The organism is Flavobacterium sp. 9R, assembly GCF_902506345.1.
In the GTDB taxonomy this organism is placed as follows: domain Bacteria; phylum Bacteroidota; class Bacteroidia; order Flavobacteriales; family Flavobacteriaceae; genus Flavobacterium.
The window spans coordinates 2,109,922-2,129,053 of record NZ_LR733413.1 but is presented as its reverse complement, the minus strand read 5'-3'; the positions used below and the strand labels follow the sequence as shown (position 1 = coordinate 2,129,053).

Below are 19,132 nucleotides of genomic sequence, written 5' to 3'. Positions count from 1 at the left end.
AATTTTAGTTAATTAACTTTAAATAACAATCTTATGGAATTTTTGTATTTTCTTTTGATCGGTGCCATTTCTGGATGGCTAGGCGGACAACTATGGAAAGGTAGTGGTTTTGGCTTATTTGGAAATATCATTGTGGGTATTGTTGGTAGTATCATTGGAGGCTGGCTTGCTGGGAAATTAGGAATTGGCGGCGGCGGTCTACTATGGCAAATAATTATTGCCGCTGGAGGCGCTTGGGTACTGCTTTTCGTTATCAGTTTATTCAAAAAATAATTTCATAGTTCATAATAAAAAAGGGGATTTCAAATTGAAATCCCCTTTTTTATTTACTCAAAATAAGATTAATTTACAGGCAAACCGAACCAAGTTACTTTGCTAAACATTGATTTTCGAGCTAGTTTGCCTTTACTAAGATACTCATTTACAAATTTTTCCTGCTCTTCAATCTGTAATAACAAGTCGGCTAAATTTTTACGAAAAGCGGTCAAAGTCGCTCTATTGCTATCGTTAAGAGTCCCAATACCATCCAAATCTTTTTGACATTTTACTACTTTTGCTTTGGGTGCTGCAATCATTTCCCTAATTGTATCATCAGGCAAAGTTGGTTTAAACTTTTTATTTCTGTAAAAAATAAAATCATTGAACATAGCTGTTGCAGCATTACTTTCTTCTACAATCAAGTTCAATTTTTCTACTGCTTGATTGTTTCTTTTTCCAGACAATTCGTTCTTTTTATTTTCTAAATAGTCTTTTATTAACTTCGTTGACACACCATTCGCTTCCACTCTGCTAATACATTCAAATAGCTTAATCTCTTCTGATTTTTGTTTTAACTTCTCAATTTCATCAGCGAAATTAAAAACTGGTTTAGTTGGATTGACTATTAATTTACCTGAAATAAATTCAGCATTACTAATAGGATATCGGGACAATTGCCATAAATAATCAAAAGGCATATGGGTTTCTAACATTGCTTTTGGTGGTGTTTTAAAATAAAAATTATTGAGCTTTTTGGAAAAAACACCATTATTTACGCTGCCTGCACCCCAAGTTGGGTCAAACAACCACCACTTGCCCTCACTCTTAACTGCACACCAAGCGTGAGATAATGACGCCACTTTACCCAATTGCTTGGTATATCCTTCAATGATTTCGCCTTCAAAGCCTAATTGACTCACAATCGCATTAAAAAGTTCCGCATAATGAATACACACTCCTTTTCTGGTGGTTAACGTTTTATCTATTTTCTGTTCCGAAGTATCGCTAAATTCAATATTTTCCATATTGGCCACATCATAACTAATATTAGATGCTACCCAAAAAAAAGCTGCTCTTAGTTTCTCGTTTTCTGACTTAAAATTAGTTGCAATATAATCGGCAATACTTTTTGTGTTCTTTGTAGACAATTTTGGAATCTTTGCCATTTTTGCGTCTATCAAAACAAAATTATCTTTCGTTTGTCCAAAGGTTAGTAAGGCACAAAAAAAGAGGCAATAAGAAAAAAAGATTTTCATAATTGAGAATTGGTATAAAAAAAAACGAACAGCATTCAAAGATTGCTATTCGTGTTTAAATATATGAAAAAAAGATTTTATAAATTCTGTTGAATCTTTGTGGCCAAAGTTTCGAATTCCTCTTTTGTCAATTTGACTTTATTTTGAAAACGCATCTCGTTCATTTCATTAATCGGAATCAAATGCACGTGCGCGTGAGGTACTTCTAGTCCTATTACAGCCATACCTATTCGTTCACAAGGCACTGTTTTTTCTAGAGCAGCGGCTACTTTCTTTGAGAAACGCATCAACCCGAGGTACAATTCCTCATCCATATCAAAAAGTTTGTTAATTTCTTGCTTAGGAATACAAAGCGTATGACCAACTGCATTCGGATTAACATCCAAAAAAGCTAAAAATTGCTCCTCTTCTGCTACTTTGTAGCAAGGAATTTCGCCATTTACAATTTTGGTAAAAATACTACTCATCACTATTATTTTTAGTCGCGAGAAATTTCAATGATTTCAAACTTCAATACTCCGTTAGGCACGGTAATTTCAGCTACTTCGCCTACTTTTTTACCCAACAAACCTTTCCCGATTGGAGAAGTTACCGATATTTTTCCGGTTTTCAAATCCGCTTCACTTTCGGCTACCAAGGTATATTTCATTTCCATTCCGTTCCCTTGATTCTTAATCTTTACATTAGAATGCACCAAAACTTTAGAAATGTCCAATTGGGATTCATCAATCAATCTAGCATTAGCATATACTTCTTCTAGCTTAGAAATACGCATTTCCAACAAACCTTGAGCTTCTTTGGCTGCATCATATTCTGCATTTTCAGACAAATCTCCTTTGTCTCTCGCATCAGCAATGTCCTGCGAAGCTTTAGGACGCATCACTCCTTTTAGGTGATCCAATTCGTCTTTTAACTTTTTTAATCCTTCTGCTGTATAATAAGATACTTTACTCATAACTTTTTGCGTTAATAATTAAGTGGTTTTTTCTTGTCTCCTTGTGCATAAAACCAATGCAATACTATTGGTTTTCTTACGTTTCACATTACAATACCTGACTGATATAAAATAGAAAAAATCCCATCAGGACGGGATTTCTTTCCGCAAATATACTATAATTTTTTTTATGCTATAATTAAATGTTAACCTTAACTAATCCAAAGTTAAATAAATTAAATTTGTTTCACTAATCTTTGATGCTATTTTAAAATGATAAAAAAACTGCTTTTTCTATTCGCAATCTTGATAATTACAAGCTGTAGCGACAATGGAGTCGCGAACAAAAACCCCTATATTCCCAATTACTCCTTTACCGTAGACATCAATACTAGTTTACCCGCTTACTCCAACTTAAAATTTGCGAGTAATGCCATTTTTTATGCAGGAGCGGGAGCTCGTGGACTTATTGTTTTCAACACCGGAAGTGGTTATAATGCATTCGATGCCGCTTGTCCGAATCAAGCACTAAGCAATTGCTCTACCCTAACTATCAAAGGCATCAACGCCATTTGTCCCTGCGACAGCAAAGAATACAGTTTATTTACCGGCTTAAGCGACCTACAATATCCCCTAAAGCAATATCGCGTAGAGGTTATCGGAACTGTGATTAGAGTATATAATTAAGATTTGGGCGTGCCACCTCACAACAAAGGGGGCAACTCATTTTGCTGGTGAGTCGCCCCCTTTGTTGTGAGCTGTCGGGCTATCCGCGCTACTTCGGTAGCCAGCTCCTATCCCTCACGCGGGAAAGAGATTTCCAAACTACAATTTATAACTTACAGACAACATAAATACTCTTGGTAAAACGAAAGTACTTCGCTCGCTGATTAAGTAATCCGAAAAGGAATAATCATTTTTTACGGTGGCATTCAATACATTATTGACTGTTACTTCAAAACCAAAAGGGCTGTTTTTTTTCTGATAGCGCAAAGAAGTATTGGCAATATCATAAAAATTACGTTGCTGGTTAGCGTTAGTATTGCTTGTGTTTTCATACTCAAACTTGTAGGTCCAATATTTAAAAAACGTAATTTCAGCATCTCCATTCCAAGTATCAGATTGAAAATTAGATTGTGTTATCCCTTTAAACTGACTAAAACCTTTTGTGTAACCCATACTAACTGTTGGCCATTTCTTGTAGGCTGTTTTTATCAAAAAACCTACTTTTTGGTTATTCCTATCATTTGAAGTTGTCACTCCATTCAAGGTTTGCAAATAGTTGAACCAACTTAAACTCGTATTGAGTCGAAGGTTAAAACGGTATATTTTTTTAGTAAACGCCCCATTTACATTATAATTTGTTTCAGGATTGTCTCTCAAAAAAGGACTGTTGACTTGATTAATCCCTTGCAAAATCACTTCATTACGAATGGTCTTTTCTTTTTTAAGAAAGCTCGCCATAGCATTCCAAGTAATTCCGCGATACATATTCATTTTGGAATACCTCAAATTTGCGGAATGAAACTGTTCATTTTCCAACAAGGCATTCCCTTTAAAAACCAAATTATAATTTTGTAACGTGAACTGATCCGCTAACTGACTTACTTCAGGAAATCCCACTTCGAGTTTGTAGCTAAAATTTAAGGTTTCTGATTTATTGAATTCAAATTCACTAGTCCATTGTGGCAACCAAACTTGCTTTTCTACCACTTTATTTCCAGAGGCTTGTTCCGTTTTCATAGCATACCAATGGCTATACATTGCGGGCTTATTCGTCCATTTTCCAATTCTAAATTTGTACTCCAACCCAATATAAGCATCATTGAGTTGATACTTGATATCGTTACCAAAACCAGCAGTACTAAAATCATTAATAACATTGGTGGTCAACACCTGTTTTTCGGAGGTAAACAACTGAGAACGTCCGTTGTTGTTTCCTAAAATAGTATACAAATGATTAGCATTATTTAATACCCAATAATGCTTAAAAAGTGCATCGATGGAGTGATTTTGTACTCTTTTGATTTGATCAATGGTATAAGTGTTATCGGCTTGAATGGGAATGATACCCGTTAAAAAAGGTTGGTCCGTAAACCAACGTGTTTGCGGCGTATTTTTGTCATAAGCTTGATTCACTACAAAAGTCGTTGTATGAGTATCGTTATAACTTTTATGCCATTCTAGGTATTGCTTTATCGCGGTATTATCGGCTTGATTTAAGGTTTGAAAAACACTGCTCCCCAAATTGGTCACCGAATTAATAGTACTGTTCAAATCATTTGTACTCGATTGGTATTGCCCGTTGTAATACCATTTTTCTTTAGCATTAGGCGAATAATTCAATTTTATATTGGAAATTCCAAGTAACGAACGATTGTCCCCTTTTTGCAATTTGTTTTCAAAAGCTACAGCACTATTTTGCAAATATTCGTTGCTACTCTCCGATTGAGAAGCGGCAAACACTTTTGAAAAAATGGAGAAACCAGAAATTTCTATTTTACTTGATAAGTCATGACTAAAATTGAGCGCCGCAAATTGTGATTTACTCTGTACAAGCTCATTTGTATCATTGGTAAAACTATACAAATTGGTAAACGATTTTCGTCCCGAAAGAAAACTACTCATTCCCCCACCAAATCGTAACAAATCATCAAAAGTAAAGGTGCGTTTACCGATATTGTTGGCATCGCCTATAAAACTCAAATTGGTTTTTGGACTGTAATAAAACAAAGCGGCATGTGCCAAATAAAAACCATTATCGGCATTGCCAACTTCGATTCCGGCTTCTACATCACCAAAAACAAATTTCTTTTTATCCGCTTTAAGCTTCACATTCATGGCTAGATCATCACTATCCGACACTTGCTTCATAAATCCCACTTCATTAAAATGGTCTATAACTTCGATTTTATCGAGTGCATCGGCAGGAATATTTTCTACGGCTAATTTGCTTCCTCCTCCAAAAAAAGATTTTCCTTCTACTAACATTTTGGTTACCTTTTTGCCTTGTACGGTAACATTTCCTTTTTTGTCTACCTCAACACCTGGTAACTTTTCTAAGACCTCTTTCATTTTACGTTCATTCCCGTTCGCAAAACTCTTTACATCAAAGGTCAAGGTATCTTTTTTGATGACTATCGGTTTGAATTCATGTTTAATAACAATTTCTTTGAGTTGTTCTCCTGTGGGTTGGAGTATAAAATCATGTGTTTTTTCGGTATCATCAGGAGTCGTAATCCAAACTTGCTCTACAAACCCAATGTAAGAAACCGTGATTTCATATTTTACCTCTTTCTCTAACTCTAAGCGGTAGCGCCCTTTATTATCTGCAATAGCAAATTTCAAACTCGCTCTTTCTTGCAAAGGTTTTGCAATGACATTGGCTGATTCTAAGGGTTTATGATTAGCCTCGACTACCACACCAGTTATCACACGATTTTGGGCAAAAGCAAGTGTTGTAATAAAAAGAAAAAAATAAAGGAATTTGGACATGGGTTGGTTTAGTTCGCTTGTGGTTTAGTATGGGATATTGGCTGAAACTTTCTTTACATTCCCATTTGGGCTTTTAGTTTCTTGTCATATTCCTCCTTTGGTATAGTTTTTCCCTTTGGGAAATCTATTTTAAATTCTTTATCAGTAAGCACAATCTTGGTGGCCAAATAAGTCGTTTTGTTTTCATGTAGTTCAAGGATTAAACCTGGCAATCCATAAAAATTTTTTGGTCCAAAAGGAAAAGGCAAACTAGGTGCGAACCATGCAACCACCTGTTTAGTTTTATTTTCTCCGTATCGATCTACAAAAGGAATTAATTTAATAGCTTTATAGCAGAGATAATTACTAATTGATTTTGATTCAGTGGTAATATCCCAATTAATTTTGCCAACACCAGATTCTACTAATTGATTGTTAGCTTTGATCTCTAAGTCAATTCTTTTCGAACTGTCAATAAAAAAATCAAATCCTGAAGTCAAAGCTAATCGTGCAGTCCTATTTTCCTTTTCGTTAAACATTGGATCCTTAGACATAACATCACAAATCTTAAAAATAGAATTGCTTTTGTTGAATTGCAATTCAAATTTTTGATTATTTGCATATTCTATCATTTTATCAATTAGTTCACGATACTTTTTAATATCCTGAGATGCAGAGGAATCAATTTTTACAGAATAAATAATACTCCCTGATTGACAAAAAGCAAAGTTCGTAATAAGAATAAGGATAAAGTAAATTTTATTTTTCATAATTTATTAGAAAAAAACCTTCCAAAGTTTAATTTGGAAGGAATTAATTTATTTTTCATAATTTATTAATGGCAAACACTCAATAAGTCATTAAGTAAATCCAAATCATCTTCTCCATCATGAAAAGCATTAATAAATTCCTCATAAGAGTTTATTGCAGAGTCTTCACAAGGAGTTCCTATTACTTCTTTACTCTCGTTGTTTACTACAACTTCTTCTTTTACTTCAATAGTGTTTGCTACTGAAACAGCGCTAAACGCCAAAACTGCCATAGCAGTAAAAATCATTTTTTTCATTTTTGTAACGGTTTTAAATTTATAAAAAGTTTTTTGGTTAACCGTTACAAAAATGTAAGAAAAAAAAACATTTCACAATACCCACTTTTAGTGATATTTCAAAAAAATCCAGCATCAAAAAGATGCTGGATTTTAAAAATAAGTAAACTAAAAATTAAAATTTCAAATTCAATCCTGCTAAGAAATTAATACCTGCTTGTGGGTAATACGAAGGATAGATGTCATACATATACCCGTTAGACACATACTTTTTATCCAAAAAATTATTCATTAATCCGCTTAACACAATTTCTTTAAAGATTGTTTTGGGTTTAAAGCTGTAGCTCACATTGAAGTCATTTACAAAGTAATCAGCCAGTTTTGCAGCAGGCAACTCGATGTTGTTCATAAATTGCTCTCCTACAAATTTTTGCAACAAAGACAAATGCAAAGCTTTAATAGGCGAAAACACCAATACATTGCCCACAATTACTGAAGGAGAATAAGCAATATCCTTTGTTCCATAGTACGTTCCTGTAACATTCAAATCTACATTCTTATTAGCACTTAAAGTAAAGTTAGGACGAACCATCCACTGCTCTGACAAAGCAATAGTGGCATCCACCTCAAGACCTAAACGATAGCTTTTTTCACTATTTGAACGAATAGGAGCTCCCACATCATCTAATTTTCCAGTCAAAATCAACTGGTTTTTATATGCCATATAGTAGATATTGGTATTCAATTGTATTTTTTCATTGTTCAAACGCCATCCCAATTCAAAGTCATCTAACGTTTCAGGTTGCACGCCACCATTTTCATAATCGGTGCGATTCGGTTCGCGGTTGGCTCTTGCATACGAAAAATACATCGTGTTCTCCTGGTCGAACTTATAATTCAAACCCGCTTTGGGATTAAAAAAACGAAAGGTATCATTGACCAACCCAGTTTCTGGACTATCGGCTTTGTACTGTACGTGACGGTATTGCAAATCACCATACAAACTCAATTGCTCTGAAACTTGATAATTGGCTTTAGCAAAAAAGTTCCCATCAGTTTTCGTGGCAAAATCTTCATAATAACGATCTCCCAACTCACTTTGAGAAGCGTAACGCGCCCAAATTACTTTTCCAAAATGAAGGCCTTCATACTTATTGTAACCTCCACCCAAAATTAACTGTAAGGCATCCGTAGTATAATTAGCAGAAAAAGTAGTCCCATAAAAATCATTATCTAACCATTTTTGGCGCACCAAATCAGTTTTGTTAATGGTAGTTCCATTCACATCAATCGGATTCAAACCATAACTAGAAAACTTAGCATCTTCTTTGTAATTTTCGTAATAGCCTTTCCCTTTGGTATAATGCAAGGCAAAATTAGAACTCCAGTTATCCGACCATCTTTCGTTCCAATGCAATTGCGAGTGGTCTTGTTGGTAGTTATCGGTTTCATTATCATAAAAACGAGTATTTCCCGCCTCGTCTGTATACATTCCTGCGGAATTAAATCTGGGATTGCTATTCAGCGTTGCCCCATCAATCCCGTTCCAAGCTTGGTATGTTTTTTCTTTTCCTCCAAAAACCAAGGCTTTTAGTAATGTAGTTTTCCCCACATAAGTCCCTTGCAAGAAATACGATTTTAAGTCTGAACTAGCGCGGTCAATGTATCCGTCAGATTGCAAAACAGATAAACGTCCTGCGATTTCAAAATGGTCGTTTAATAAACCCGTACTGAATTTAACTGTGTTTTTCAAAGTATTAAAACTTCCTACTGAGCTGGCAATTTCAGCACTTGCTTCTTTGGTATACGAATCGGTTAGCATATTCAAACTCGCTCCAAAAGCTCCTGAACCATTGGTAGAAGTTCCTACACCGCGCTGCAATTGAATACTTTCAACTGAAGAAACGAAATCAGGCATATTCACCCAATAGGTACCGTGACTTTCAGAATCATTGTATGGAATTCCGTTGATGGTTACGTTTACTCGGGTGGCATCACTACCACGAACGCGTATTCCCGAATAACCAATTCCATTACCTGCATCCGAAGTAGTTACCACCGAAGGCATATAATTCATAAGCGTTGGAATGTCCTGACCTAAATTGCGGAACTGGATTTGTTTTTTGGTCAAATTGCTAAAAGAAACCGGCGTTTTAGAAGTCACACGCACTGCCGAGACCAAAACATCATCCAATTGGTTGACTTTGGTAGTGTCTTGTACTTGTGCAAAAGTGATACTAGAGAATAGAAAAAAGAGAATAGAAAAAAGACGTAAAGGAACTGTCTTTGTACTTTTTGAATAAAATAAAGTGCTCATCCGTAAATAGTTTTACGAATAAAAGGGGGAATTATTCTTTTGTTTTAAATTAATAAATGATTTGTTTCTATGACAAGACAATAGCGTGCACTCTACAATTTTGTCATTTTTTCCCTTGGCAGCATTACCCGCCCAGGTTCTTTGGGTATGATCTCAGCTCGTTATTTAGAGCACCCCTTTGAGACGGGGCAAATATAAATCATTTGTTTGAAGTTCCAAGTCTAAAGTTTAAAGTTTTTGAAACTACTAAAAATCGGGTTTCCGTCTAGATTGTTTAATATCTGACAAACTCTTTTTATCCTTAATTCGTTTTCTTATGGCCGATTTTGGAATTTTAGTGGCTTTTCTTTCTTTGGGAACAAACAATCCATCGCGGATTATCGCTAAGAAACGTTTAATCACAATAGCTTTGTTTTTGAGTTGACTTCGGTCTTCATCACAATGCAAAATCAAAAGTTGTTCTGACGTTAATCTATTGGCTAATTTGTTTTCTAATACTATTTTCTCTTCCTCGGTTAAGGCTTGAGATTGTTTCAAATCAAAAGTTAAAACCACTTTAGATGATACTTTATTGACGTTTTGCCCTCCAGCACCACTACTTCTAACCGCCTTAAATTGCAGTTCTTTTACGATTTGATCTATTTCCATACTACAAACTTTGATGGAACTGGTGCGCTGGTTTCAGTAAATCGTTTACATTTTTTACTGGATTAAAAGTCACCATTGGAACCTCAACAAAAATCGTTATCCATTTAGCCATAGCTCCATTCCATAAACCTGGCAATTCATATGATTTAATAGTTTCGTTGCCTAACTTTCTCTCTAAAATAAACCCACTAAGCGGATCAACATAACGTGTCAAATCAAATTTTTCGTTTTGATAATTCTTGATTCCACATACCAAATCTACGGGGTTAAAATGAGTAGCACTTTCTAATATAAGTTGCTGTTTTTCATTTTTTAAATCAACTTGAGACGATTCAACAATCTGCAAAGTTGTTTTTCCCTTTCCATCAATTACCCAAAAAGGACCACCACCAGGTTCGCCTTCATTAATAACCATTCCGCAAACACGAATAGGACGATCTAAAACTCGAATCAATTCTTTTATTTTATTATCAAAAGTAAACTTAGAAAAGCCTTTATCCAGTTCTATATTGAGTTCCTTTTGAACGAAAAGAACAATTTCATCAACTTCATCTTCACCTACTTCTTGACCATAAATGGCTCTTAAATAGGAAAAAACACGTTGTTGAAATCCAAGTAAAACACCTGCTAATCCCTTTTTATATAAGGCAATCGCCTCAATATGATTTTGAATAACATTATCAATGTTTTTGATAAAAACAATATCAGCGTCCAAAGCATTGAGATTTTCGATCAAAGCACCGTGACCGCCAGGACGGAACAAAAGTTCTTTATTTTGATTTCGAGCCAAACGATTATTGGTATCCACTGTAATAGAATCGGTTGATTTATCTTGATAGGAATATCCAACTTCGATAAGAGTATTGGAATCTGATTCGATTTTGCTTTTAAATTCTTGCTCTAATTTATCAAACAACAATTGATGGGATTCCGTAATAGTGAAATGCAAATGCCCTTTTTGTTGAACAGCTGCATAAGCCACACATTCGTTGAGATGCTCCTCAAATGGAGTTGCTACGTGATCTGAATATTTATGAAAAGGCAAAACACCCTTAGGTTTACTCGCAAAATCGAAATAATCAGGATATAATAAATACGTTATGAAATAATAATTTTTTTTGTCTGCTGGCCAAAACTCAAAGTCGGCAAAATCAGTCTTAAGCCTCTTATCTATCGCTTCAAAAAAGGAGAACTTATCCATCCCAACAATAAAAAGCGAGAGCTCCAAATCGCGTTTTCTGTTGATGTAAGCATTAATACTCTCCGTCTCGTAATGATAATCTCTTAGAAATTCATTCAAAAACTTAAACATTCGTGTTGCAGCTCCCGAAGCTGGAACTAACTTCATCAGTTTCAAACTTGCTTTGTTCTCATCAAAAAAAGCAGCTTTATCTAAAAAATCTTCAGTTGCAAGACGCAAAATTCCATCATTTACTGTTGCGGGTCTATCAAGAATTGCCTTCGGAATTCCGTTTTGATAAAACTCTAATTGTTCACGTACTCTTTCTAGTGGAATACCGTGTTCATAAATTTGAACAAAATTTCGAGAATCAATACCCATTTTTTTAGCAACATTCAAATCATTTAGAACGGAAACGGCTTTTTTCAAGCGTGTTTCCTTATCCCCTGATAGTGTAATAAAGGGCTTTTTATTATCTATTAGCGATTGTCTAAAAACGGAAAAAATGGAATCTCGCCCTTCAGGACTGTCTCTCAGGCCGTCATCTTCCCACGGCACATCAATATCTGTTAGAAAAAAAAGGTCGTATTGGTGAGTGCGAGCCGCTTTATCCAATAACGAATCACAAAAGTTATAATACAATTCAGAAAACACTTTGGTCACCATCAAATTTGTATCACAAAACAAATAAGTATTTGCTATAGCCGCACTTTCGTTTTCTAATTTGGTTTGACCATAAGCTATGGGTAACATATCATCAATGTCACAAACACCACGACCACTATCTAACTTTTCTTGTAAATAGTCGCGTGCAAATTCGGGTACCCAAACTGTTTTATAATACTCGGCTAATTGCTTCGCCAAAGTGGTTTTACCTGTAGATTCAGGCCCAAAAATGGCAATTCGTATTATTTCTGAAGCTCCTGTTTTTGTGTTTTGTCTAAGATTTTCTTCCATTCTAAATAACCGTAAAAGGCAATAATTGTGAATATAAAGTATTGAAGGCTGGTAAAAGTGTAGCCTTTTGCAAAATATAATGGTATTGAAATACAATCTCCAATAATCCAAAAAATCCAATTCTCTATTTTTCGTTTGGCCATTAACCACATGCCAACAAAAAATATAGCCGTCAATAAGGTATCAACATAAGAATACCAAGTAGTAAATTTACCAAAATAAAGATACACAACTATGACGAAAATAATCGTACAAACAAAAATAAAAAGTCCATACGTTTTATCTTTGTTTGTAGTCCGTGAAATCGGAAATTCTACTTCATCCCCTTTTTTGCGTGTCCAATGGTACCAACCGTAAAGACTCATCACAAAATAATACACATTGATCATCGAATCGCCCAATAACTCCCATTGCCAAAGCAAATAGGCATAGATTGAAGTACTAACCAAACCCGTTGGAAATACCAAAATATTATCTTTTTTGGCAAACCAAACACTGGCTAAACCAAAGAAAATGGCAATGAGTTCCAGACTAACCATCAGTGTGGAATAGTCTTTATATTGTGCAAAAAAATAATCAATCATTGTTTATCGGGTATTATTTATTTTCAAAAAAAGAAGGATTTTTTTCAAAAGCTGTTCCTATTACTACCAAATCAGCTCCTGCTTCATACGCATTTTGTATCCCTAACAAAGAGGTAATACCTCCGCCAACAACTAGTGGAATAGTGGTGTTTTTAGCAACTTCCCGAATCATTTCTAGTGGAACCGATTGTTTTGCGCCACTTCCTGCTTCGAGATAAATGAGCTGATGCCCTAGCATTTCGCCTGCCATCGCGGTATTACAAACCTCCTCGACATCGATTCGTGATATGGGTGTTGTTTTACTCACCCGAGCTACTGCCGTTTCGTTGCCACTTTCTATCAAAAGATAACTGGTAGGAATAATTTCTAAGTCGGTTTTTTTGAGAATTGGAGCTGCTTTTACCTGATGTTCGATTAAAAAATCGGGATTGCGACCGGATAATAAGGACAAAAACAAAATACCATCGGCGTGAATAGAAATTTGAGATGGATTGCCAGGGAAAAGCACAATAGGTAACTCACAACTGCTTTTAATCTTTAGAATTAACTCGTCTATAATATTATGAGTTACGTGGCTTCCACCAATAAAAACGTGTGTGGCTGGAGCGTTTATCACTTTTTGAATTAAAGCAGGAACCGCATTCAAATCAATTTTATCGGGGTCGAGAAGAATGGCAAGGAGCTTGCGTTTTTCTTTTTTTGCCAACAGAATATCTTGATAAATATTTTTCATAATAATCATCTTACAGCCATTTGCTGAGTTGACACAAAACTACTGAAAGAATACATACTATTGCTCGTTTTTTTCAAAAGCATAAACTAAAGTAAATGAATCGAACTCATCAAAACAAATAGTAAACCATTGCTTCTTTTTTTCGAAATCCAAAATGGCTGTGGTTTCCTTTTGGTCTAACTCAAATGGACTGACTTTGATGTGGTTCTTAAAACTAATGCCTTTTTCGTTGCATATTTTGAAAATGGCTTCTTTGGCGCCCCATTTTACTGTTAACTTGCGAATATAATCTTCTGTTGAGAAGCTTTGCAGTCGAGATAACTCAGCAGTATCGACAAATTTATCGGCGATGCGAAGGATTTTTTCTCGTTGCAATTCGATATCAATCCCGACAGTTTGATTGCTTATGATGATGGCCGAGAATTCGTGTGAATGCGTAATGGAAATGTATTTTTTGTCGTTCAAATGAGGCTTGCCTGAAGCATCATAAAACAAATCAAAGTCGGTATATCCAGCTTCGGCTAGTAATTTTCGAACACTCAAAAAGGCGCGCTGATGCAATTGCGACTTCATTCCGTTGAGTCGTTGGGTGCTAATTGTGTTCAAGTGTACTTGTTCGTATAAATCCGAGAACATCTCAGTGATGTGCCAGACATAGAGTGTAGTTTCTTGAGTATACTGGAGGGTTTTGAATAACGGCATTTGTAAATAAGGTGTCGTTTATAGTTTGGTTTTTGAATACAATTCTCTTGTTGTTTAGCACATTGCCTAGCCCTGATGGGAACGGCATCCTTGTATGGCGGGGTTCGCCATACAAGATATAGTGGACAGCAGGATTAGCTCCTTATAGTTGACCAACTTTGTATGTGCAATTGACAAGGCATTTAAAATTCTAACGCTTAAGGAATTAAACAATTCACAAATCTTATAGAAATTCGTTTATTTCTAAACTTATTACGTAAATTTGCAAAAAATTTCAATATACAAATATACTATAAATGAGTACAGCAACTATGCCTTATGTGGCTTACAAAGTGAAAGACATTTCCTTAGCAGCTTGGGGAAGAAAAGAAATTGAATTAGCAGAAGCTGAAATGCCAGGTTTGATGGCGCTTCGTGCAGAATACAAAGACGAACAACCTTTGAAGGGAGCTCGTATTGCAGGATGTTTACATATGACGATTCAAACTGCAGTTTTGATCGAGACTTTGATTGCGCTTGGAGCTGAAGTGACTTGGAGTTCTTGTAACATTTTTTCTACTCAAGATCAGGCTGCTGCTGCTATTGCTGCTGCTGGAATTCAGGTGTATGCTTGGAAAGGTCTTGACGAAGAGTCTTTTGACTGGTGTATTGAGCAAACGTTGTTCTTTGGTGAAGACAGAAAACCATTGAATATGATTTTGGATGACGGTGGAGATTTGACTAATATGGTTATTGATCGTTACCCAGAATTGGTTGCCGGAATCAAAGGATTGTCTGAAGAAACCACTACTGGTGTTCACAGATTATACGAAAGAGTAAAAGCGGGAACATTACCAATGCCAGCGATCAACGTAAACGACTCTGTTACTAAATCTAAATTTGACAACAAATACGGTTGTAAAGAATCTGCTGTTGATGCAGTTCGTCGTGCTACAGATATTATGTTGGCTGGAAAAAGAGTAATCGTTTGTGGATACGGAGACGTAGGAAAAGGAACAGCTGCTTCTTTTAGAGGTGCTGGATCTATTGTAACGGTTACTGAAATTGATCCAATTTGTGCTTTGCAAGCTGCAATGGACGGTTTTGAAGTTAAAAAATTAGATACTGTTATCGCTACAGCTGATATCATTATTACTACAACTGGAAACAAAGACATCGTTTTGGGTTCTCATTTTGAAAAAATGAAAGACAAAACTATCGTTTGTAACATCGGACACTTTGATAACGAAATTGATATGGCTTGGTTGAACAAAAACCACGGCGCTTCAAAAATCGAAATCAAACCACAAGTTGACAAATATACTATCAACGGTAATGACATCATCATTTTGGCAGAAGGTCGTTTGGTAAACCTTGGTTGTGCTACAGGTCACCCAAGTTTTGTAATGAGTAACTCATTTACTAACCAAACTTTGGCTCAAATCGAATTGTGGAAAAACAGTGCTGCTTACAAAAATGAAGTGTATATGTTACCAAAGCATTTAGATGAAAAAGTAGCGATGTTGCACTTAGCTAAATTAGGTGTTGAATTAGAGACTTTACGTCAAGATCAAGCAGAATACATTGGTGTTGAAGTTCAAGGTCCATTCAAACCAGAATATTACAGATACTAATTTAGTAATTAGTCCTTAGTGATAATTCAGAACCCTTGCAGAAATGTGAGGGTTTTTTTATTAAAATAATTTGGTTGTTATTTAAGTTTTACTTAAATTAGCTTAATAATTAATCATTTATGAATAATACCAAATTCTACATCAATACATTTAAACTTCAAAAAAGCATTGACGCTATAGTTTTAGCTATGGAAAATAGCTTTAAGGATATCCAGTCTTCTTTGGATGTTTTGAAAAAACTGTTCTATGAAGAAGACGATTGGCTAGCTACCAAAAAGTACTTAGACAATCTTTCATTAAAAGAATTAGAAGAGCTTCTTTTCTCTAATGATAATACTTTTAATGCAAACTTTAGCAAACAATTATACAACTACTATATAAATAGAACACTTTTTGAAATATCTAAGAAATCGTTTAAATCATTATCCGGAGTTTTAAAAAACATAAATAATCTTAGAAAAAAATTATTACAAAATAAAAGAGAACAGATTAGAAAAATTTGTTGTTTCAATTTCAAAAACTTAGACGACACACATTCAGTTATTGTATTTAATTAGGATTAGTGAGGTAAAGCACCTCATTATAATATTAATACAATGAAACAGATGAAACATATAATAGAAAAAATAAATGAAGCTATTGCTTCAGAAAAAACATCAGAAGAAAATAAAAAATTATTATCAGAAATTAAAGAAGAATTAACGAATGCCAAAACAGAATTAAAAATTTTGGAGATTATTGCTTGTTTAATAAAAATAATATCTGATTTCTTTTGACAATAAAATTAAATTATGAAAATAGGAGAAGTAATTAGTTCAATTATTAAGAAAAAAGGAATTACACAAATTGAACTTTCTAAAAAAATTGGAAAAAGCCCAACTGCATTATCACAAATTATCAATGGTGTTTATGAACCAAACCCAGAAACATTGGAAAAAATTTGTGAAGCTTTAGAAGTCCCAAAAGCAATTGTTTATTTCTTGACAATATCTGAAAAAGATGTCCCCGAAAATAAAATTGAACTATACAAAATGCTCGCTCCTTCAATAAAAGATTTCTTGGTAAAAGTGTTTGGAACTGAGCAAGAAGAATTAATTAATCAGTAAAAATACTTTTTTCGAAATCTCAAAACACCAAAACTCCTATTCTTTCCAAGTCTAGGAGTTTTTTTAACAATCAAACAAACAACAATAAGTTCAAATATTCTATATCTTTGTATCTTAATTGATTACTTATCAAAATGACTACATTAACGGTAAACATAAAAGACATTTCTCAAATTGCCATCATCAAAAAAATTTTGAAAGCATTTGATGTGGAAGTAATTGAGCAAAATAATGAAATTACAAATCCCGAGATAATCGAAAGGTTAGAAAAACATCATAAAAATTTTCAAGATGCTACCTACAGAGAAGAAAACTACACCAAAGTAGATGCCAAAAATATATGGGCAGATATACAATAGAAATAAGCAAAGAAGCCCTTGCTGATTTATCTAAAATAAAAAAGTCAGGTAAAAAAACAGATATTTCAAAAATTGAAAAGATATTTCTGGAATTAGAAATACATCCAACAACTGGAATTGGTAAGCCTGAAAAACTTAAATACAAAACCGAAAATGTATGGTCTAGACAAATTAACAAAAAAGACCGATTAATTTATGAAATTATTGACCACGAAGTAGTAGTGATTATCATTTCTGCTTTAGGACATTATAATGACAAATAACTATTTAAATTTCAACACAAGGTAACCTTACCCAAATCAAATAGCGCATATATTAACCCTCACATTACTGTGAGGGTTTGTTGTTTTTTGGGCAATTTCAACAATAAAATAATTTAAACTCCAATTCGTTTGTTAAAGTAATTTTTTAAAAAACCTATTTGAATACAAAACATAACTGTAGAAGCCACAATAGCATACATCGAAATTGTAGAAATTGTAAATCCTTTCAATAATCTAGTATTGAATAACTTTTCGTAGTTAATAAAATTCAACCAACTTTCGGGTGTCGTTTCACCATAAATAGAAAGATAAATTGTCAACAAACAAGTAAATCCAAAAACAGCTATAAATATTGATTTTGGAATTAAAGGTTTATACAAAGTAACCTCACTTACTTTTGTTGCCGCAACTTGAGCCATTACTTTTGAAGTAAAATCAATAGAAGGTGATTCTAAAGTTAGATCACTCATCATCTTATCTACTAATTTTTCTAGGTCTTTATTTTCGTTTGCTTCCATAACATTCAAGTATTTCGGGTTCTAAACGCATTTTTAAAATAGAAGCAATTTTTTTTCTGCTTCTATAAAGTTTCACTTTAACATTATTGGCAGTACAATCTATAATCTTTGAAATTTCCTCCAAAGATTGTTCTTCAAAATAAAACAAGATCAATAAAAAAGCTTCTTCGCTCGGCAACAAATGAATACAATCCTGAATCATTTTATTTCGATCTCTTTCATCGATAGCATCCAAAACATTTTCTAAGTTTTGTATTTGATTCTCAGAAAAATCATCTATCGGAATCGTATCCTGCACTCTTTTGTTCTTTTTGAGTTGATCTAAACAAGTATTATAAGTTACTTTGTAAATCCAAGTTGAAAATTTTGAATCCCCTTTAAAATTATTAAGTGACTTAAACACTTTTACAAAAGTATCCTGAGCAGCTTCCTCGGCTTCTTCCCTATTTTTAAGCATTTTCAAAGACAACGAAAAGACCAAATCTTTGTATTGATCGACCAATACAGCAAATGCATTCGAGTCACCTTCGAGGATTTTAGTAATATAGTATTGCTCTTTAAAACTGTTCATATTTACATCAGACGACAAGTCTTTGCTATAGGTTACAATAAAACGCAAGAAATATTTTTTTCAAAAAATGTGTAACCTAATCTTAAACAGCGTCGTCATAGCTAACAAATACATTAATCAATTTAAAATCAAAAAAATTATGATCGCAGAAATTTTAATTCCAATCAGCTTGTTCTTAGCAATTTTCGGTATTATTTACCTTTATCTATCAACAAGAAACAAAGAACGTTTGGCACTTATCGAAAAAGGTATTGATGCAAGCATTTTTATGGGCAGAGATAAAAGCTCAACCTCATTTTCAAAAATAATACTTTTAAACTTGGCATTATTACTTATGGGTATAGGTATAGGCGTATTTATAGCATTGTTACTTTCGACATACACTTCCTTAAATGAAAGCGCATTATATCCTGCAACTATTTTCACAATGGCTGGTGCCGCATTATTTATTGGTTTTACAATGACTAAAAAACTTGACCAACAGTAAATTATCATTTCTATTTTAGGATATTATAAATAACTTGTTTTCAGGAAAACGCAACTTTTGAGTAAACTTTTCCAAATCACTTAGACTACAAACAAACCCTTGCAGAAAACTGAACTAAATTCAGTTG

The 19,132-nt window shown here is 34.1% G+C and carries 23 protein-coding genes; 9 read left to right on the top strand and 14 right to left on the bottom strand.

The annotated features are described in order from the left end of the window. The first annotated feature begins 33 nt into the window (after positions 1-33). The gene (locus FLAVO9AF_RS09595) at positions 34-273 is read left to right on the top strand and encodes a GlsB/YeaQ/YmgE family stress response membrane protein (protein WP_024980356.1); all 240 of its coding nucleotides are present in this window, start codon (positions 34-36) and stop codon (positions 271-273) included. Between the two features lie 68 nt (positions 274-341). Here FLAVO9AF_RS09595 and FLAVO9AF_RS09590 read toward each other — a convergent pair whose 3' ends face one another. The 3 genes from FLAVO9AF_RS09590 to greA form a co-directional block, all read right to left on the bottom strand. Continuing rightward, positions 342-1,424, bottom strand: a complete 1,083-nt coding sequence (locus FLAVO9AF_RS09590) for a transglutaminase domain-containing protein (protein ID WP_159687605.1) — start codon at positions 1,422-1,424, stop codon at positions 342-344. A 167-nt stretch (positions 1,425-1,591) separates the two neighbouring features. After that, positions 1,592-1,981: an HIT family protein gene (locus tag FLAVO9AF_RS09585; protein WP_159687601.1), complete on the bottom strand. Its 390-nt coding sequence runs from the start codon at positions 1,979-1,981 to the stop codon at positions 1,592-1,594. An 11-nt stretch (positions 1,982-1,992) separates the two neighbouring features. Further along, positions 1,993-2,469, bottom strand: a complete 477-nt coding sequence (gene greA, locus FLAVO9AF_RS09580; RefSeq protein ID WP_159687598.1) for a transcription elongation factor GreA — start codon at positions 2,467-2,469, stop codon at positions 1,993-1,995. 252 nt (positions 2,470-2,721) lie between these two features. On the opposite strand from greA, the gene FLAVO9AF_RS09575 reads away from it, so the two are divergent. Beyond that, entirely contained in the window at positions 2,722-3,135 is a 414-nt protein-coding gene (locus FLAVO9AF_RS09575; protein WP_159687593.1) for a hypothetical protein, read from the top strand. 138 nt (positions 3,136-3,273) lie between these two features. Here the strand turns inward: FLAVO9AF_RS09575 and FLAVO9AF_RS09570 are convergent, their stop codons facing one another. The 9 genes from FLAVO9AF_RS09570 to FLAVO9AF_RS09530 form a co-directional block, all read right to left on the bottom strand. After that, positions 3,274-5,943 (bottom strand): carboxypeptidase-like regulatory domain-containing protein, encoded by a 2,670-nt coding sequence (locus FLAVO9AF_RS09570; RefSeq protein WP_159687589.1) that lies wholly within the window; start codon positions 5,941-5,943, stop codon positions 3,274-3,276. Between the two features lie 53 nt (positions 5,944-5,996). Beyond that, complete coding sequence (locus FLAVO9AF_RS09565; protein WP_159687586.1) at positions 5,997-6,692, bottom strand: GLPGLI family protein; 696 nt, start codon at positions 6,690-6,692, stop codon at positions 5,997-5,999. A 65-nt stretch (positions 6,693-6,757) separates the two neighbouring features. Then, positions 6,758-6,988 (bottom strand): hypothetical protein, encoded by a 231-nt coding sequence (locus tag FLAVO9AF_RS09560; RefSeq protein ID WP_159687583.1) that lies wholly within the window; start codon positions 6,986-6,988, stop codon positions 6,758-6,760. 154 nt (positions 6,989-7,142) lie between these two features. Next, positions 7,143-9,284 carry a TonB-dependent receptor gene (locus tag FLAVO9AF_RS09555; protein WP_159687580.1) on the bottom strand — a complete coding sequence of 714 codons (2,142 nt, stop codon included), beginning with the start codon at positions 9,282-9,284 and terminating at the stop codon, positions 7,143-7,145. A 246-nt stretch (positions 9,285-9,530) separates the two neighbouring features. Next, positions 9,531-9,932 (bottom strand): alternative ribosome rescue aminoacyl-tRNA hydrolase ArfB, encoded by a 402-nt coding sequence (arfB, locus tag FLAVO9AF_RS09550; RefSeq protein ID WP_159687577.1) that lies wholly within the window; start codon positions 9,930-9,932, stop codon positions 9,531-9,533. A 1-nt stretch (position 9,933) separates the two neighbouring features. Continuing rightward, on the bottom strand, positions 9,934-12,069 hold the full coding sequence (locus tag FLAVO9AF_RS09545) for a DUF4301 family protein (protein WP_159687574.1): 2,136 nt from the start codon (positions 12,067-12,069) through the stop codon (positions 9,934-9,936). Beyond that, on the bottom strand, positions 12,021-12,653 hold the full coding sequence (gene pnuC, locus FLAVO9AF_RS09540) for a nicotinamide riboside transporter PnuC (RefSeq protein ID WP_159687571.1): 633 nt from the start codon (positions 12,651-12,653) through the stop codon (positions 12,021-12,023). The genes FLAVO9AF_RS09545 and pnuC overlap by 49 nt, the downstream gene beginning before the upstream one ends. A gap of 13 nt (positions 12,654-12,666) precedes the next feature. Beyond that, positions 12,667-13,386 (bottom strand): geranylgeranylglyceryl/heptaprenylglyceryl phosphate synthase, encoded by a 720-nt coding sequence (locus tag FLAVO9AF_RS09535; RefSeq protein ID WP_159687568.1) that lies wholly within the window; start codon positions 13,384-13,386, stop codon positions 12,667-12,669. Positions 13,387-13,443: 57 nt separating this feature from the next. Continuing rightward, positions 13,444-14,088, bottom strand: a complete 645-nt coding sequence (locus tag FLAVO9AF_RS09530) for a 4'-phosphopantetheinyl transferase superfamily protein (protein ID WP_159687566.1) — start codon at positions 14,086-14,088, stop codon at positions 13,444-13,446. Between the two features lie 296 nt (positions 14,089-14,384). Between FLAVO9AF_RS09530 and ahcY the strand changes: the two genes are divergently transcribed. The 6 genes from ahcY (at position 14,385) to FLAVO9AF_RS09500 (ending at position 17,429) form a co-directional block, all read left to right on the top strand. Next, a complete protein-coding gene (ahcY, locus tag FLAVO9AF_RS09525; RefSeq protein ID WP_159687564.1) occupies positions 14,385-15,701 on the top strand; it encodes an adenosylhomocysteinase in 1,317 nt (438 codons plus the stop codon). 119 nt (positions 15,702-15,820) lie between these two features. After that, the gene (locus FLAVO9AF_RS09520) at positions 15,821-16,258 is read left to right on the top strand and encodes a hypothetical protein (protein WP_159687562.1); all 438 of its coding nucleotides are present in this window, start codon (positions 15,821-15,823) and stop codon (positions 16,256-16,258) included. 39 nt (positions 16,259-16,297) lie between these two features. Beyond that, positions 16,298-16,477: a hypothetical protein gene (locus FLAVO9AF_RS09515; protein WP_159687560.1), complete on the top strand. Its 180-nt coding sequence runs from the start codon at positions 16,298-16,300 to the stop codon at positions 16,475-16,477. A gap of 15 nt (positions 16,478-16,492) precedes the next feature. After that, complete coding sequence (locus FLAVO9AF_RS09510; protein ID WP_159687558.1) at positions 16,493-16,807, top strand: helix-turn-helix domain-containing protein; 315 nt, start codon at positions 16,493-16,495, stop codon at positions 16,805-16,807. Between the two features lie 134 nt (positions 16,808-16,941). Further along, entirely contained in the window at positions 16,942-17,166 is a 225-nt protein-coding gene (locus tag FLAVO9AF_RS09505; RefSeq protein ID WP_159687556.1) for a hypothetical protein, read from the top strand. Beyond that, positions 17,148-17,429 carry a Txe/YoeB family addiction module toxin gene (locus FLAVO9AF_RS09500; protein WP_159687554.1) on the top strand — a complete coding sequence of 94 codons (282 nt, stop codon included), beginning with the start codon at positions 17,148-17,150 and terminating at the stop codon, positions 17,427-17,429. The genes FLAVO9AF_RS09505 and FLAVO9AF_RS09500 overlap by 19 nt, the downstream gene beginning before the upstream one ends. Before the next feature lie 113 nt (positions 17,430-17,542). On the opposite strand, the gene FLAVO9AF_RS09495 is transcribed toward FLAVO9AF_RS09500, so the two are convergent. After that, positions 17,543-17,947 carry a hypothetical protein gene (locus FLAVO9AF_RS09495; protein WP_159687552.1) on the bottom strand — a complete coding sequence of 135 codons (405 nt, stop codon included), beginning with the start codon at positions 17,945-17,947 and terminating at the stop codon, positions 17,543-17,545. Continuing rightward, positions 17,928-18,566 (bottom strand): RNA polymerase sigma factor, encoded by a 639-nt coding sequence (locus FLAVO9AF_RS09490; RefSeq protein WP_370516457.1) that lies wholly within the window; start codon positions 18,564-18,566, stop codon positions 17,928-17,930. Before FLAVO9AF_RS09490 ends, FLAVO9AF_RS09495 begins: the two co-directional genes overlap by 20 nt. A gap of 91 nt (positions 18,567-18,657) precedes the next feature. Between FLAVO9AF_RS09490 and FLAVO9AF_RS09485 the strand changes: the two genes are divergently transcribed. Then, positions 18,658-19,005, top strand: coding sequence for a DUF6249 domain-containing protein (locus tag FLAVO9AF_RS09485; RefSeq protein WP_159687550.1), 348 nt, complete (start codon positions 18,658-18,660; stop codon positions 19,003-19,005). Positions 19,006-19,132 lie beyond the last annotated feature (127 nt).